This is a genomic window from Paenibacillus helianthi, assembly GCF_001909055.1.
Classification (GTDB): domain Bacteria; phylum Bacillota; class Bacilli; order Paenibacillales; family Paenibacillaceae; genus Paenibacillus_AQ; species Paenibacillus_AQ helianthi.
The window spans coordinates 185,765-200,539 of the sequence record NZ_LVWI01000001.1; the positions used below are offsets into that span (position 1 = coordinate 185,765).

Genomic DNA, 14,775 nt, shown 5'->3' on the forward strand with positions numbered 1-14,775 from the left:
ACTTTGGCGGCGGGAGGACTATATTTTACAGATCTCAGAGATTTAAAAATGGCATAATGCTCTCCTTTAGTGAAGCGGCAGGCTGGCCCATAAGGTGTTCCAGATCCTCAGAGGTAGATGTGGTGTCGATACTGCTTAGAAAATGATAAATCCAGTGTTGTATAGACCTATCTTCAGTATGAGTTACAGGCTTGCCGGCAAGCTCAGTAAGCACCTCTGCCAGATTGTCAAAAGACCAGGTCTGCGGTGCAGCCAGCTCATATACCCGATGCTCATGTCCGGTTCCGGTAAGAACATTTGCCGTTGCCCGTGCCAGGTCGCCTCGTGTTACAGCATTGAACCGCCAATCCCCGGGCCGGGTCAGCAGCACACCGCTGCGAATCGCTTCATTCAGTCCGAGCACTCCTACGAAATCAATGTAGAGCCCGTTGCGTAAAATGGTATACTCCATCCCAGACTCCAGTATCGCTTGTTCAGTAAGCGCATGAACATTGCCTGGATGTATATTACCTGCCTGCGGAAAAGCGAAGCTGGTGTAGAGAATATGCGCAACTCCGGCTGTCTTGGCCGCATCGATTACATTCTTGTGCCCTGCCAGCCTTACAGCATCATCCGTATGTGAGCTGGAGATTAGCAACAGCTTGGACACTCCGGCCAAAGCATTCTGTAGTGTTTCCGGCCGATCGTAATCAAAACACCGGACTTCCACCCCACGACCGGTTAATGGTGCGGCTGCATCTAAATTACGTACCCCCGCAACGAAGTTACTGGCTGAGAGACGGGATAGCAGGTTTTCTATAATCTGGCTGCCAAGTTGCCCTGTAGCTCCGGTAATCAGAATGGTCATTTTCATTCTTCCTCCTCAAATAGGCCTAATGTATTTGAAAATAATAGTTAAGCTATTAACTATATAGGTGAAGCAAGGGACGTATGGACATCCCAAGAATGTAGGGATTTAGCCTACAGCTTGCCACAAATTCTGTTTCACCGTTCATGCAGCTTGGTGTCTTATTGATTACATGCTGTCATGGCCGGTTCAGCTTTTGCAGCAGCTGTGTTAGCTGGCGCAGTTCCTCTCCGTTCAAACGGCTCATCCTTCCAGCAACGGCCTCGCGGTTACCGGGAAGCTGTTCTGCCAATAGAATACGGCCGGCATCCGTAAGTGAAATCACTGATTTGCGTCCATCCTGGGCATGCTCAGCCCGGGTGATGTAGCCATCCCGTTCCAGCGGGGTCAACAACAGGCTGATATTGGCCTTGGTAACACCGATTTTCCCGGCAAGCACCGAAGGCAACACCCTTCCGCCTTGCTTGGCAATCTCCACGAGTACCCGGATTCTTGCACCATTTAAACCCTTGGACTGCCAGTATCTCTCAGACACAGCCACCAGAGCTGCGGTCGCCTCAACCAGTGTAAAAAAAGCTTCATTCGGCAGCGGGAGGTTCAGCACATATTCCTGCAGATCATCTTGCTGAAGCTCCTTCTGCTGCAGATCATCTTGCGGTAAATTCCCCTCTTGCAGATCGTCCATACTTTCTGTTCAGCTCCATTTAGTTAATAGCTTAACTATTTCTGCTTTTAACATAACGGATGCTGCTGTAAATGTCAAAACAAAATAAGCCCCCGCACCTCAAAATACGAGGCAGGGGCTTATCTTTTGTTATATCAGAACAGGATTTCCGTGAACCGGCTCTTCACTGTAGCGCTTGCTGCTCTCCAGTCTAACCTCAAGCTTGATCAGCTCGGAACGGCTGGCCAAACGGATGGGCGGTCCCCAGGTTCCGTAACCGGAGGAGACAATCACATGCATCTTATCTTTACGCAGATAGCCCCAGTCCAGTTCAAATAACCGTCTGGTAATCCAGTGGTTCGGAGCAATTTGACCCCGGTGTGTATGTCCCGAGAGCAATACGTCCACTCCCGCCTTGGCGGCAATATCAAATCCGGTGGGCTGATGATCCATCATAATTACCGGCCGGGACAGATCAAGTCCTTCCAGCAAGGATTCCACGCTTTTGCGGCCACCGGCCTCCATAGACTCGGCGGTTTTATCTTTGCGCCCCACAATATACAGACCAGCGGTGTCTACTACATCGTCCTGCAGGACTTTGATCCCGATACTGTCCATCAGCTCTGTGTATTGTTTAATGGAACCTCCATAATATTCGTGATTGCCGAGTACAGCGTAAACCCCGTGGCGTGCTTTGAGCTTTCGGATCTCTTCACTCATCCCGTTGCGGATAAACGGCTCAATACTATCATCAAGCACATCCCCTGCGAGCAGAATCAGGTCCGGCTGCATCCGGTTCATCTCTGCCACCATGCGGCGCAGATGACGGTTGCCGACAATGTTACCCAGATGGAGATCGGATGCGACCGCAATGGTCAGCGGTGCACTAGTTCCATTTGACTTGTCAATTGGAATCGGGTGATTTCGCACAACTGTACTCCAGGCATTGCGCGAACCCCAGATGAGGAAGATAGCCAGCAGGAGAACCAGTGTTGTACCCGCCTTCGAAGTAAACGCTGCACGCTCGACCCCCATTAGACCAAGCACCCAGTAGAGCAAATCCGTAAGCGGGAGCACTATAATGGCAAATTCCATGCAGGCGAGATAATAGGAACCAATCACCTTGAACAGCCGGGCAGCCGGCTTCACCGCTTTAGGCCAAGGAACCATTCCAATCATATAAGCAAAAGCAATGAGCAGAAACAGCGGCCAAAATACCCCTGCATGAATCCCCGGTAGCCAGTTCACCAGCAGAACCCATAGATGCAGCCCAATGTAGAAATTCACAAGACCCAGCACAAGCAGCATGACCAGACCCGAAGCAAGCATACGCAATATTTTCATCATTCCACTCCCTTGCCTTGCAGTTTATCTGAATCTCTAATTCAAATGATAACACAAAGCATTCGAGTAGTATAAACTCTGCTCCGGCAATGAAAATAAAGGCCAAAAAAAAAAGAAAATGCCCTGCGGCATCTTCATCTTCATTATGAAATATTCACGCTGTAATCTATATCGCTTGATTCCCTTTGCTGGCCATGCATTGACCAATCAGTTTATCGCATTTGTTGATGTGATTGAGCAGCCAGTCAGTTAATGTGCGGTTCAGCTTAATGGTCGAAAGTACAGAAATACCCTTAGTCTTAATGCTCTCTTCAAGATCCAGCACAGTCTGGACAAACTCGGCATGGGTCTTGCGGTGCTCGGTCAATTCCGGGAATTCAATATCCTGCATTAATTTCTCTTCATCACTGAAATGCTCTAGCGTATAGTCCTTGAGAAATTTCAGGGTTTCTTCAATCTTCTCTTTGCCCTGCTGGTTCGTACAGGCATCAAAAAATTCGTTCAGCTTCACAAGCAGCTGTCGGTGCTGGCAGTCAATCTTCTCCACTCCGATGTCATATGAATCTTTCCAGTTAATCATTGACTCACCCTACCTTTTACCATATTTTACATAATGAAAAGCTTATTTTATTTTCTACTTTTCGGCATAAAAGTTCTGTTAATAACATCACACGACACAATGTAACAAATATCGATTATATTCCAGAATCAAAGAAGAGTTAAAATCGCCATGCAGCATATACATTACTTACATTCATGCCTACGAAGGAGTAAACTGGTAAAAAGCATTGACAGATGCCAATGCTTAAGCCGAAAGAAGGGGTGTTATGTTGGGCAAACGGTCAGAAAAGAAACCTTTTACACATTGAAGGTTGTCTGAAAAGCGCCAAGCACACCGTGATTCGGAGAGTGATCCAACACAGCAAATACGATCTGGTCAAACAGGCTTTGATAGCCTTCATCCAGCAGCACCTGTCTGAACCATTCGGCCACCTCACTCGGATTATTCCGGAAAACTCCGCAGCCAAAGGCTCCGAGTACGATAGTCTTATGCCCATTATTAGCGGCTACAGTCAGAATATAGCGGATGCGCTCCAGCATAACGGTCGGTATCATTCCAATCTCCTGAGCCTCCCGCTCGCGGACGACTCCCGCGTTCACTGCTGGCGCGGTAATGAACGACACCAGATACGGTTCGTCCAGCAGCTGATCCTGGCTGTCACGGATGACAGGTACCTGAGGAGAATGAATCATGTAATGGGAATACAGACAGGTCTTACGGCCGCGGTTGTGTTGGTACATTTCATTTTTGGGGGCGATGGACAGATAAAGTGCAGAAGCACGGGCTAAACTTTCCTCCTGTGCCTGGCTTCCTCCCAGGAAGCCGCCACCCGGGTTCTTGGCTGAAGCAAAGTTCAGGCATACCGTCTGATCACGGCCCTCTTTTACAACTAATCGATAGGCCGCAGCCAAAGTGGATTCGCTGGTGACAGCCAGCTTCGCGGTCTGCCTGGCACCTCCCTTGAGGTGTTCCGCCATTGCATCGTTAAGCTGCGGCAGCTCCTCCGGTGCATATAGCCGGGTATTTGAGATGGCTGCTCTGACATCTTCAGCAATGTCAACAAGCCGGCCCGTTTGGTTAACGTAATTTCCTTTTTCCAATATATCCAGTGTTTCTTGCGCGATTGCTGCTCTTTTATTCCTCGGATTCAAGTTGTTCATCCTATAGGTTCACTCCTTATCCCGTAGTTGTACCGGGGTTGGTTATTCCTGTAACAGGTCGTCACGAAGCTGCGTAAGCACTTCACCCAGCCAATTGGTGCCCTTCCAGGTACTTCTGCTGCGAATGCGGTGGTCATTCTCGGCCAAGCCCACACCCCAAATACGGTCTGTCGGACTGGCTTCAACTAGTGTAGTTCCCTTTGTATTCAGCAATAGCTGCAGTAGCTCTTCATTTTGCAGAAATTTCTCCCGGTTCCCCTGGTAGACAATGTCTCTGCAGTGAGCATTCCATTCGCTGTCATTGAAGCCGCTCACTTTACGTCCCAGCTCCTTTTGTTCCCTGGGTGTTCTTGCGCGTAATATCTGTCTGGCCGTGCCTTCATCCTTGAATAAAAGCGCCTTGCCGTACATCATGTATTGTTCTGCACAGTTAAAGCTCATCTCATCTACAGTGAAATTGCAAGGATACCACTGCGAGAACGGCGAACCGCTGCGGTAAAAGTAAGTAAAAGTCTCCATTTATAACTCTCCATTCTGTATTCACTCAAAATTTAATTTGTATCACGGTCCACTCTGTACCGGTACAGCTTCGAAGGCCGATGACCGGCATTTTTGTTGAACTCCTCAGTTTCGGTCACACGGTCGGCCAATTTACGGCGGAAGGCGGGCGCCAGCAGTTCTCTGCCAAGTATAATTTCATAGACCCGTTGAAGCTCGGACAGTGTAAACAAGGGCGGCATCAGATTAAAAATAATATCAGTGTACTCCACCTTGCTCCGAAGGCGTTCAATCGCATACTGTGCTCCATTACGATAAAGATCAGCATATCGACTGTTACGGACGGACGCTCATACATCCCTGCATCATAGCCCTGTAAAAATTGTTCCTCGGTTAAGCCATTGCGGTCAGTGACCGGTTCTTGCGGCATGTGGATACTCCTTTGGCTAAGAATTGGGAGTATGTTAGCCCGTTAGATATTATCATTGTGTTATTATCATAATGTTATTATATACCCAATCCCGTTAGTGAAGTCAAGCGTTTGTTTAAACAAAAATATTAAACGTATATAAATGACACCGGACTCCCTAATATTGTTATAGCATCTCTGCTGTGAAATCTTTTGGGACATGGACACAAACAGGTGAATCAGCAACTCTGTTATATCAAGCTTTTCATAGATATACTTAGTACGCATAATGGGTTTGAGGGATTCTCAGAACGAGATGATTTTATTTCAGGAGGGAACAACATGGAAGTTTTTGCAGAGTATGTAGCGAATATTGCTAACCCGCAGCATCGGGCCCGAACGGAAGAGGTTTTGACGTGGGTAATCATGAAATTCCCGACTTTAGTGCCAAAGATTGCGTGGAATCAGCCTATGTTTACCGATCACGGCACCTTTATTATTGGCTTCAGCATCGCCAAACATCATTTGGCCGTTGCTCCTGAAAAGGCAGTGATTAATTATTTTTCTGATACAATTGTGCAGGCTGGCTATAATCATACCCAGCAGCTGGTGCGTATCCACTGGGATAAACCAGTTGATTTCTCATTACTTGAAACATTAATTGAGTTTAATATTTTGGATAAAGCAGACTGTTCAACTTTTTGGCGGCCATAAGAGCTTTTGAGAGCATAAACAGATATTAATTACAACATAAAAGGCGTAACCACTAACCTGGTTACGCCTCTTCGCTATTAGTGCTTCTGGATCTTCAGCTTACGCAGGATTTATCGCAAATAAGGAATGAATATTCCCTTCGGGATCGGCAAAGAAAGCAGTAGTATGACCCCAAGACTTCACTTGCGGCTTCATGATGTCCATAGCTCCTTTCGAAATGAATTCATCGTACAAAGTATATACTTCATCCGGCGAATCACATTGGAAATTAAGCTCGGCGGCTTGTCCGCTTCGTTGCTCACTGAAGGAGAAATGACCATTGGTATTCTCCGCCATAAGGGGTTTGGAACAAATTGCCAACCGGACGCCTGAATTGCTGAATTCTACGTAATGCGCTTCTTCTACAACGATTGCAAATCCCAGGACTTCATGATAGAACCGTGCCAATCGGGCAACATCATCGGCGAGTAATGTTAGGCCTTCCAGGTTTACCTTCCTCATTGTATAGCCCACCTCCAGTTTGCGTTAAGCATACTACAGATCGGTGTCTGACCGTTGAATTACTTGAAGTTCTACGTCACACAGAAGAGCTGCATTTACACGGGTTCAATATGTACCAGAACATTAGCGACCTGGTGAAGGTCCTTCAGCTGATCCTCAATTTTCTCGGTAATATCATGGCTCTGCACCACATTTAAGTTGGAGTCTACCAGTACCGTCGTATCCACCAGCACATTATTCCCATGTATTCTGGCCTTGATATCCTTAATGGATTCAACCCCTTCAATATTAGCAACGGTCTGTTTCATCAGCTCAAGCTCATTGGCATCAAAACCGTCGGTAAGATCATGTGTTGCCTTGCGGAAGATATCCCAGGCAGTCTTGCAGATCAATCCCCCGACAATTGTAGCGGTCAGCGGATCCAGCCAAGGCAGGCCGAATTGCGAACCGACAATCCCGATAAAAGCACCAATACTCACAAGAGCATCTGACCGGTTATCCTGAGCAACGGCCTGCATGGCATTGCTGTTCAGTCTGCGGGCAAGTCTGATGTTGTACATGTAAACAGCGAACATTACTATAGCGCAGCCTGCTGCCGTCCATGCGGATACTAGATCGGGTGTCTCGAGTGCGGGCTGAATGAATTTGTTCACACCCTGATACAGAACTTGAAGTCCTACAGCGATCATTATGAAAGAAGCGACCAGTGCCGCCACAGTTTCCGCTCTGAAATGTCCGTAGCTGTGATTGGAGTCTGGCGGCCGCCTGGAAATCTTAAGCCCTGCCAGAATGGCCAGCGAGGCAATAATATCCGTGCTGTTGTTCAAACCGTCGGCAAGAAGTGCTTGAGAGTTTGAAGCTGTACCCATAAATAACTTGATGGCAGACAGCAGGATATATGCAAAAAGACTCAGCCAGGCCCCTTTTTCACTTTGTTTGATATCACTGTAGTTTTCCAAGCAAAGAACCTCCAAAGAATAGTATCGTTCTATACTACACGCAGACAACCGGGTGGGTCTAGAGAAACAGTGTTGCCGGGCCGCGCAAGTGTTCGCCCAGCCAAATAGAGTTGGAAGACCGGAAGTGTTTTGCCGCACGCAACATTGTTTGCCCTAGTTCAACTTCAGAACTCAAGGATCTAATTTGCTGTATTGGCAATATTCTTGATTCACAAAGGTTTGGTCAAGCAGCCGGCTTGCATTCTTAAGTTCAGCATATATTACTGTAACTTTTTTCTATTTTCCCAGTCTAAAGGTAGTAAGGTTTAGTTCTATTCGAAATGGAGTCTACTTCTAACACAAAAGGAGCATTGATAAAATGAACAGACTTAAGCTTAAACAGATCACTTCCGTTCTCGCCGGAATTAGTGTGATATTACCCCTGTATGCCGGAGACCTCCTCCCTGCCGCTTCGGCTGAGAAGGCAGCTGTAAGTATTGGAAATCCTTTCTATACTCAAGTCACAGCCCCTGTTCTTAAGCCGTTGTGGTCTTTCTCCACGGCCACCATTCCGAGCAGTCTCGCGGCCCAGTCCATTACTGCTCTCGCAGAGAACGGCAAGGTTTTTGCGCTCCAGAAGAACTATACATTAGCTGCGCTGAACGCAGCTACAGGCAAAAAGCTGTGGGAATACGGCAGCGCCCTGGCGCCGCTGTACACCTACAGCAAAGGAATGATTTATGGAGTAACGCAAGCCGGCACGTTATACGCCGTAGCAGAGTCAGGACGGAAAGTATGGAATACTTCTTTGCCTTTTTCTAATGCATCCAGCATACATCCTCTGGGAGACAAGATTTATGTGACTCAAGGCAGACAGCTTGCGGCTGTGGATGCTTCCACCGGGAAGCTCAAATGGAAAATCGCCGAGGACAGCAATTATGAGGGCTACACGGACTTAACAGAAGTGGATGGAGTGCTGATCCGCCTCTATACCAGCGCTGGAGTCTTAACCTTCCCGTCGATCATAGCTTATGACTCTAAGACGGGTAAGAAGTTATGGGAGCAATACCGCCAGAGTATGCCGTTGACCATTCGCGATGGTCTGGTGTATTCCATCAAATCACTGGAAATGCTGGATGAAGACCCGGTGAACCGTAAAGTTCTGGTATCTATTTTCAACCTGCAGACCGGTCAGCTCCAAGGTGAACGCAATTACCGCTGGACAGACAACAACACCCCTCCAGACGGTGGATTCCGGTCCGGAGGGGTGTATGGTTCAGCGTTTCTGGATGGCAGCAACCTGTATGTTATGCAAGGGCAAAAGGTTGCCCAGTATAACTTCTGGAACTATACAGAGAATGGGAAACCTCTGAAGCAATGGAACCAGCCGCTTTCCGATCATGTATTCCCACTGTACAAGGTGATCCAGGATCGGCTGATGTATTACAATTACAGCGACAACAGCCTGATTACCATGAAGCTCGCAAATGGACAAGTAATCAGCACGAAGCAGGGTGAAAATCCCTCGGTTCAAATGGATATCTTCGGCCGGACCATGTATACTGGACAATCCGACGGATTATATCATGCTTATGATCTTATCAGCCAGAAGCCGTTGTTCACTGTCAAAACCGCTTCCCGTGAATTCCAGCCTTCACTCAAAACAGGGAATATCCTTATAGTACGCAGCGGAGGGAAGATGCTGGGTGTCAAGCTGCCTGCTGCGATTCAATAGCTACGCAGTTTCTTATTCAGCCGGTGCTGTGAATGTGCGTCCTGCAAACTCAGCATCCAGCATGTAGAAGGCATTGCTGTCGGTTTCAATCCGCTTCAGCTTGGCGATAATATTACTGAATAATGCCTCTTCTTCCACCTGCTCATCGATGAACCATTTCAGGAAATAGATGGTCGCATGTTCCCGTTCATCAAGCGCCAAGTCAGCCAAATGATAGAATCTTGAGGTGTTCTGCTGTTCATGGGCGAATGCATGCTCAAATGCGTCCAGCATGGATGTATACTCATTTTTAGGCTCGGGAAGGGCAGCCAGTCTGGCCCGGAAGTCCCTGTCATTCAGGAATTTGTAGATTTTCATTGCATGGAACCGTTCTTCTTCTGCCTGGATCAGGAAAAAATTAGCGAAGCCATCGAGACTTTCGCCGGAGCAATATGCAGCCATCGCGAGGTACACATGTGCAGAATAAAACTCAAAATTCATTTGTTCATTTAGCGCATTTACCAATTCTTCTTTCATGATCAAATTCACCTCATCCTTAAAATTTTGTGTGCAGTGTAGCAAAGCTTATGTAGCAAATGTCTACTTCATCTTAACATCTGCACTTGTGATCCAGCAAACAGAAAGGGGAGTCAGCATACAATGACCCGGTTCCACGAACACAGTAACCCTGTTGTTCCAAGCTATAAAAGGATTACTTTGGTTATGACCATTACTTGCCTCCTCTTAAGCAGCGGCTGCAGCGGAAAAGCAGGTTCCAGTAATACGGCAGAGCCACAACCAGTACCTCCTGCAGCTTCACCTTCATCTGAAAATCCTCTTCCCCGGCAAACGGATGCTGCTTCACCTCCGGCTCAGTCCCCACCACCGGTGACTGCCGCTTCTCCAGTGCCTGCCGGCTCTGAAGGAAGCAGCCCTGTAGGTGTGATTGAACAGGAGATTGCTTCCATGCCGCTGGAAGACAAGATCGGCCAGATGCTCCTCGTGGGGATTGACGGGACAGAAGTAAGCGCGCAGACACAAACTATGATCTCTAATGACAAGGTTGGCGGCATCATCCTGTACGGGGACAATATAAAGAGCCTGAAGGGGCTGGTCAGCCTCACCAATGAACTGAAGCGCAGCAATGCCGGAAACCCCGCACCGCTGTTCGTCAGTGTCGACCAGGAAGGCGGCAAGGTCAGCCGTATGCCGGACGAATATGCGAAGATTCCGGCAAGTGGATCGGTTGGTGCAAGCAGTAATGCGGAGGCAGCAGAAATGATGGGTAAGCTGCTGGCCAGAGAAGTGCAAACCGCAGGCTTCAATATGGATTTTGCCCCGGTGCTGGATATCAACAGCAATCCGGACAATCCGGTGATCGGGGACCGTTCCTTCGGCAACACGTCCGCAAAGGTTATCGAGCTTGGCATTGCAGAAATGAAGGGGATTGAGAGTGAGGGCATCGTTCCTGTCGTTAAGCACTTCCCGGGGCATGGAGATACGTCTGTCGATTCCCACCTGGAGCTTCCGGTAGTGAATAAGACGGAAGCCCAGCTGGCGAAGCTCGAATGGCGACCCTTCCGCGAAGCGGTTAAGGAGCAGGCAGACGCAGTAATGGTTGCCCACATTCTGTATCCGCACCTGGACCCTGACCGGCCTGCTTCCCTGTCCAAAGTCATCATCAGTCAACTTCTACGGGGACAAATGGGTTTCAAGGGAGTGGTTATTACCGATGACCTGACCATGGGTGCAATCATGAAAAATTACAGCCTGGCTGCGGCTGCTGTTAATGCAGTCCTCGCGGGCAGCGATATCCTATTGGTCGCCCACGAATACAGCAATGAGCAGACCACACGAAATGCACTGCTGGCTGCTGTGAAGCAAGGCAAGATTTCCGAATCCAGGATTAATGAGAGTGTCTATCGGATTCTGTCATTGAAACAGAAATATCAGTTGAAAGATACACCTGTTGACGTTCCTAACCTCACCCAGCTCAATAAGGATATCAAAGCCTGGCGTACCTCCTTTGTAAAGTAACCCTCAGAGTGTCTGAAAACAGAGCAGCAGCCTGTTATAGCGGAATCACCGCTACAACAGGCTGCTACTGTTTTGTATTCACGCTATTTTACACGTTCACATTTCTATTGCAGGACTACAGTATCTCCAGGTTTCAGTCCGGATAGAACTTCAGTCTTCTCAGAGGTCTCCATTCCGATCTTGATCTCTTTCCGCTCATACTGACCCTTTCCTTTATCCAGCATCACAAAAGCCTGATTCCCTTCATGAATAACAGCGATACTGGACACCACTGTGGTCTTGTCCTTGCGCAAGGTCTCAATATCTCCACTTAGGCTAAGGCCTCCAATCAAGTGCTCATCGGGCTGCAGGGAGATCACAACTTCGAACTGCGGCACCTGCCCTGCCGTATTCTGGCCGGTAGTCGTTGTGGCGAATTTCGACACTTTTTTTACTACACCTTTCAGGATCAAATCTTTCATCGCAGTCATCTTCACCTGAACCTTCATCCCCGGCTTGATACGGAAGATATCCTGCTCCCCTACCAGCGCGATGAACTCCAGCTTGCTAAGGTCCACAATTTTGCCGATGTACTGATTATCTGTCACCATCTGCGGCCGTTCACCGGTCTCGCTGCTGCTGTCATAGAGAAAAATACCGGTAGCCGGAGCGTGGTACACCGCAGAATTCAGCTTGGCTCTTTTGTCGGTTAGCTCCTTCTCCTGAATGTCTGCATTCACTTGGTTCAATTCATCATTCAGACGAGCGGTCTCCTGGGCGGCAAGTGCCTTCAGACGTTCCGCTTCCGTCCCTGCCGGAACGGCCGCATCCTCATCCTGCTGGCTGACAAAGGTATTCAGTTCCCCTTCCAGCTTCGCTTTATGAATAGTTGCTTCTGTAGTGGCAATTTCATTCTTCAAGGTGGACTGGTCCAGCGTGAACAGGACATCCCCTTTTTTCACCTGTCCGCCATTTTCGACTTTCCACGCGGTGACTTTGGAGGCAAACGGAGCATATACCAGCGTTTCCTCCTGATACTTGGATTTCCCCTTGACCTGAACCGTACTTGTCATCGGCTCTTGTGTCACCGGAAAGCTGATTACTTGAGGAGGTTCCATCACTACCTCCGGTTCTTTTTTTAATACTTTGCTGTACAGAATATAGCCTGCGGCGGCAATAATGCCAAGGATGATAACCCACTTCAGCGTCCTTTTGAATATCCTCTTCATTGATTTGGCTTCCTTTCAAATGGAAATACAGTATTGTATATATGTTTATGGCTAATCCCGCTTGATAGCTGTAAGTGCATCCGTTCTGGAAGCGCTGATGGCCGGATAGATACCTGATAGTACACCGGTCATAATCGCAAACGAAAGCCCAATCGGAAGGGTCGTAAGCGGTATAAAGAAAGACAGGCCTTCTCCGGCAGTACCCACAAGTTTGTTCAACGCCATTACAATAAGATAAGAGAATAGTACACCGAGCAGACCGCCGAGCAGTCCGAGCAGGGCAGCTTCTGTTATAAACATATTGCGGATTTGGCCCATGTTCGCACCGAGCACTTTCATAATCCCGATCTGACGCCTGCGCTGATGTGTGGACATGGTCATGGCTACAATGATGGAAATCGATGCAATAACCAGAATGAAAACACCAATACCCAGAGCAGCCATTTTAATCGTATCGAATTGTTCTTTCAACTGTTCCTGCTGGTACAAGTTGTCGTTAGCTGACAAAGAAAGCTTCTGGATTAATGCTTCCAGCGGTTTGATGTTATCGACACTGTCGACCTTCACTGTGACGGAATTGTATTTGCCCTCTTCCAGACTTGGAACGGTCCCGTTTGCATCAGTGAAGCTAAGTTCATGCTGCAGCTGTGCAGCAGTTTCCAATGACACATACATCACCTTCTCATAAGTAGCACGATCATCGCTGGTACCGGGAGGATTGGCCAGAATACCGCCTACCTGGAGCGGTGAACTGAGTTTGGTGGGTCCTGTACCGTTTGGGGCGCTGGCGCTGTAATCCTGTGCTTGCAATTGAACCTGCTGGCGGTACATTTCCGAGGGAATCAGCATCAGATTATTATACTGGCTTGATACCTCTTGATTGAAAGGATCCGAATTCATACGGTCAAAAATGTTCTGCCGGGTCTCTATATCAATCAACCCGAGTGTGGCACCATAGTTCAGAACCACCATTCCGGGAATATCTGAAGCGCCGCCCTGTTTGAAGGACTTGTCGAATTTGTTCAGCATGCGCAGATCCGTTGCAATAACCTGAATATCGGCGATTTTATTGTCCACCGTAATCATCTGTCTGTACCCGTTATCTTCAAAAGGGGCTGCAGCAACGACATGTTTCAGTCCTTGAATGATCTTAAGCTTTTGAAATGTAAGCTTACCCGGATCCAGGTTGCTATTGACCCCGGACCCTGAACCGCCTCCACCTCCCTTTCCGCCTGGAGATGGCAGTCCGCCGCCCGGAGTTACGGTGATTTCATCCATTTTGAAATTGCGGTTCACTTCATTCGTCACATATACCTGTGCGGACTGACCCACACTCAGCGCAACGATAATGGCCGCACAACCAATGGAAATCCCGGTCATACACAAGCCCGTTACCACTTTTCGCCGTTTGACCTGATCCCAGGCCATACGGGAGATATCCCTGATCCTCACGGACTCTCCTCCTCTGTAGGTGCCGGCTGAACATCCGTGTGCTGGCCGTTAATCAAATATCCATCCCGGAGTGAGAAGGTCCGCTGCATCTGCTCCGCCACTTCTTGTTCATGCGTTACCACAATAAATGTCGTTTTCATGGTCTGATTCAGCTTCAGCAGAATGCTGATGATTTCCTCCTCTGTTTTGGAATCCAGATTTCCGGTAGGCTCGTCGGCAAAAATAACAGAAGGCTCTGTTATCAGAGACCGGGCGATACTTACGCGCTGCTGCTGACCGCCTGACAGCTGTGAAGGAAACAGGTCTGCCTTGTCAGGTAATCCGACCTGCTCCAGCAGAGCCAGTGCCTTTTGCTTGCGGATAGAGGGTGACACCGACTGGAAAACCAGCGGCAGCTCCACATTCTCACGTACAGTTAGGCTTGTAATCAATTCATAGGCTTGAAATATAAATCCGATATTCTTGCGCCGGAATTCGGCGAGCTTATTTTCACCCATCAACACGATGTCATGATCAGCAATGAAAATATGGCCGTCGGTAGGCTTCATCAGGCCAGCCATCAAATTCAGCAGCGTAGATTTACCGGACCCGGAGCTGCCCAGTAGCGCAACCATTTCTCCCTGCTTCACAGCAAAGCTGATTTCATGAAGGACCTTGGTCCACTCGTTGCCGGTTTTAAAGGAATGTGTAATTTTTTCGACTCGCAACATGGAAGCCGCTCCTTCTT

17 protein-coding genes and 1 pseudogene are annotated in these 14,775 nt (G+C 48.3%); 3 read left to right on the top strand and 15 right to left on the bottom strand.

Annotated elements, in window-relative coordinates:
- Window positions 1–34: 34 nt before the first annotated feature.
- The 8 genes and pseudogenes from A3844_RS00590 to A3844_RS00625 all read right to left on the bottom strand — a co-directional run bounded on the left by A3844_RS00590 (window position 35) and on the right by A3844_RS00625 (window position 5,505).
- Window positions 35–853, bottom strand: a complete 819-nt coding sequence (locus A3844_RS00590) for an SDR family oxidoreductase (RefSeq protein ID WP_341864870.1) — start codon at window positions 851–853, stop codon at window positions 35–37.
- A gap of 172 nt (window positions 854–1,025) precedes the next feature.
- Window positions 1,026–1,532: a MarR family winged helix-turn-helix transcriptional regulator gene (locus tag A3844_RS00595; RefSeq protein WP_083606619.1), complete on the bottom strand. Its 507-nt coding sequence runs from the start codon at window positions 1,530–1,532 to the stop codon at window positions 1,026–1,028.
- Window positions 1,533–1,661: 129 nt separating this feature from the next.
- Complete coding sequence (locus tag A3844_RS00600) at window positions 1,662–2,858, bottom strand: metallophosphoesterase (RefSeq protein WP_341864871.1); 1,197 nt, start codon at window positions 2,856–2,858, stop codon at window positions 1,662–1,664.
- A gap of 163 nt (window positions 2,859–3,021) precedes the next feature.
- A complete protein-coding gene (locus tag A3844_RS00605) occupies window positions 3,022–3,435 on the bottom strand; it encodes a bacteriohemerythrin (protein ID WP_083606620.1) in 414 nt (137 codons plus the stop codon).
- Between the two features lie 278 nt (window positions 3,436–3,713).
- Entirely contained in the window at window positions 3,714–4,577 is an 864-nt protein-coding gene (locus A3844_RS00610; RefSeq protein ID WP_074106286.1) for a TIGR02452 family protein, read from the bottom strand.
- Window positions 4,578–4,619: 42 nt separating this feature from the next.
- Window positions 4,620–5,096, bottom strand: a complete 477-nt coding sequence (locus tag A3844_RS00615; protein ID WP_074106287.1) for an NADAR family protein — start codon at window positions 5,094–5,096, stop codon at window positions 4,620–4,622.
- Between the two features lie 32 nt (window positions 5,097–5,128).
- Window positions 5,129–5,374: pseudogene (locus A3844_RS00620) on the bottom strand (NrtR DNA-binding winged helix domain-containing protein); the annotation flags it as partial.
- On the bottom strand, window positions 5,317–5,505 hold the full coding sequence (locus tag A3844_RS00625; protein WP_074083489.1) for a hypothetical protein: 189 nt from the start codon (window positions 5,503–5,505) through the stop codon (window positions 5,317–5,319). The gene A3844_RS00625 and the pseudogene A3844_RS00620, both read right to left, overlap by 58 nt.
- Before the next feature lie 321 nt (window positions 5,506–5,826).
- Here A3844_RS00625 and A3844_RS00630 point away from each other — a divergent pair, with 321 nt between their 5' ends.
- Window positions 5,827–6,198, top strand: coding sequence for an iron chaperone (locus A3844_RS00630; RefSeq protein WP_074103755.1), 372 nt, complete (start codon window positions 5,827–5,829; stop codon window positions 6,196–6,198).
- Between the two features lie 99 nt (window positions 6,199–6,297).
- Here A3844_RS00630 and A3844_RS00635 read toward each other — a convergent pair whose 3' ends face one another.
- Both A3844_RS00635 and A3844_RS00640 read right to left on the bottom strand, forming a co-directional pair.
- A complete protein-coding gene (locus tag A3844_RS00635) occupies window positions 6,298–6,699 on the bottom strand; it encodes a VOC family protein (RefSeq protein WP_074083491.1) in 402 nt (133 codons plus the stop codon).
- Window positions 6,700–6,794: 95 nt separating this feature from the next.
- Entirely contained in the window at window positions 6,795–7,658 is an 864-nt protein-coding gene (locus A3844_RS00640) for a cation diffusion facilitator family transporter (protein ID WP_074103753.1), read from the bottom strand.
- Between the two features lie 358 nt (window positions 7,659–8,016).
- On the opposite strand from A3844_RS00640, the gene A3844_RS00645 reads away from it, so the two are divergent.
- Window positions 8,017–9,372 carry an outer membrane protein assembly factor BamB family protein gene (locus A3844_RS00645; protein WP_074106288.1) on the top strand — a complete coding sequence of 452 codons (1,356 nt, stop codon included), beginning with the start codon at window positions 8,017–8,019 and terminating at the stop codon, window positions 9,370–9,372.
- Window positions 9,373–9,384: 12 nt separating this feature from the next.
- Here A3844_RS00645 and A3844_RS00650 read toward each other — a convergent pair whose 3' ends face one another.
- Both A3844_RS00650 and A3844_RS33275 read right to left on the bottom strand, forming a co-directional pair.
- The gene (locus A3844_RS00650; RefSeq protein ID WP_074083494.1) at window positions 9,385–9,888 is read right to left on the bottom strand and encodes a ferritin; all 504 of its coding nucleotides are present in this window, start codon (window positions 9,886–9,888) and stop codon (window positions 9,385–9,387) included.
- Between the two features lie 193 nt (window positions 9,889–10,081).
- A complete protein-coding gene (locus A3844_RS33275; protein WP_244169652.1) occupies window positions 10,082–10,234 on the bottom strand; it encodes a hypothetical protein in 153 nt (50 codons plus the stop codon).
- Between the two features lie 83 nt (window positions 10,235–10,317).
- Here A3844_RS33275 and nagZ point away from each other — a divergent pair, with 83 nt between their 5' ends.
- Window positions 10,318–11,388 (top strand): beta-N-acetylhexosaminidase, encoded by a 1,071-nt coding sequence (nagZ, locus tag A3844_RS00655; RefSeq protein WP_244169653.1) that lies wholly within the window; start codon window positions 10,318–10,320, stop codon window positions 11,386–11,388.
- A gap of 104 nt (window positions 11,389–11,492) precedes the next feature.
- Here the strand turns inward: nagZ and A3844_RS00660 are convergent, their stop codons facing one another.
- Genes A3844_RS00660 through A3844_RS00670 form a run of 3 tightly spaced genes read right to left on the bottom strand, consistent with a single transcriptional unit; the run spans window position 11,493 to window position 14,758 of the window.
- The gene (locus A3844_RS00660; RefSeq protein WP_074083495.1) at window positions 11,493–12,596 is read right to left on the bottom strand and encodes an efflux RND transporter periplasmic adaptor subunit; all 1,104 of its coding nucleotides are present in this window, start codon (window positions 12,594–12,596) and stop codon (window positions 11,493–11,495) included.
- 51 nt (window positions 12,597–12,647) lie between these two features.
- Window positions 12,648–14,048, bottom strand: a complete 1,401-nt coding sequence (locus tag A3844_RS00665) for an ABC transporter permease (protein WP_178381893.1) — start codon at window positions 14,046–14,048, stop codon at window positions 12,648–12,650.
- On the bottom strand, window positions 14,045–14,758 hold the full coding sequence (locus tag A3844_RS00670; protein ID WP_074083496.1) for an ABC transporter ATP-binding protein: 714 nt from the start codon (window positions 14,756–14,758) through the stop codon (window positions 14,045–14,047). Before A3844_RS00670 ends, A3844_RS00665 begins: the two co-directional genes overlap by 4 nt.
- Window positions 14,759–14,775 lie beyond the last annotated feature (17 nt).

Excerpts from the sequence above, each read along its gene's own strand:
- A3844_RS00590 (WP_341864870.1), bottom strand. The coding sequence starts at position 853 with ATGAAAATGACCATTCTGATTACCGGAGCTACAGGGCAACTTGGCAGC.
- A3844_RS00595 (WP_083606619.1), bottom strand. The coding sequence starts at position 1,532 with ATGGACGATCTGCAAGAGGGGAATTTACCGCAAGATGATCTGCAGCAG.
- A3844_RS00600 (WP_341864871.1), bottom strand. The coding sequence starts at position 2,858 with ATGATGAAAATATTGCGTATGCTTGCTTCGGGTCTGGTCATGCTGCTT.
- A3844_RS00605 (WP_083606620.1), bottom strand. The coding sequence starts at position 3,435 with ATGATTAACTGGAAAGATTCATATGACATCGGAGTGGAGAAGATTGAC.
- A3844_RS00610 (WP_074106286.1), bottom strand. The coding sequence starts at position 4,577 with ATGAACAACTTGAATCCGAGGAATAAAAGAGCAGCAATCGCGCAAGAA.
- A3844_RS00615 (WP_074106287.1), bottom strand. The coding sequence starts at position 5,096 with ATGGAGACTTTTACTTACTTTTACCGCAGCGGTTCGCCGTTCTCGCAG.
- A3844_RS00625 (WP_074083489.1), bottom strand. The coding sequence starts at position 5,505 with ATGCCGCAAGAACCGGTCACTGACCGCAATGGCTTAACCGAGGAACAA.
- A3844_RS00630 (WP_074103755.1), top strand. The coding sequence starts at position 5,827 with ATGGAAGTTTTTGCAGAGTATGTAGCGAATATTGCTAACCCGCAGCAT.
- A3844_RS00635 (WP_074083491.1), bottom strand. The coding sequence starts at position 6,699 with ATGAGGAAGGTAAACCTGGAAGGCCTAACATTACTCGCCGATGATGTT.
- A3844_RS00645 (WP_074106288.1), top strand. The coding sequence starts at position 8,017 with ATGAACAGACTTAAGCTTAAACAGATCACTTCCGTTCTCGCCGGAATT.
- A3844_RS00650 (WP_074083494.1), bottom strand. The coding sequence starts at position 9,888 with ATGAAAGAAGAATTGGTAAATGCGCTAAATGAACAAATGAATTTTGAG.
- nagZ (WP_244169653.1), top strand. The coding sequence starts at position 10,318 with ATGCCGCTGGAAGACAAGATCGGCCAGATGCTCCTCGTGGGGATTGAC.
- A3844_RS00660 (WP_074083495.1), bottom strand. The coding sequence starts at position 12,596 with ATGAAGAGGATATTCAAAAGGACGCTGAAGTGGGTTATCATCCTTGGC.
- A3844_RS00670 (WP_074083496.1), bottom strand. The coding sequence starts at position 14,758 with ATGTTGCGAGTCGAAAAAATTACACATTCCTTTAAAACCGGCAACGAG.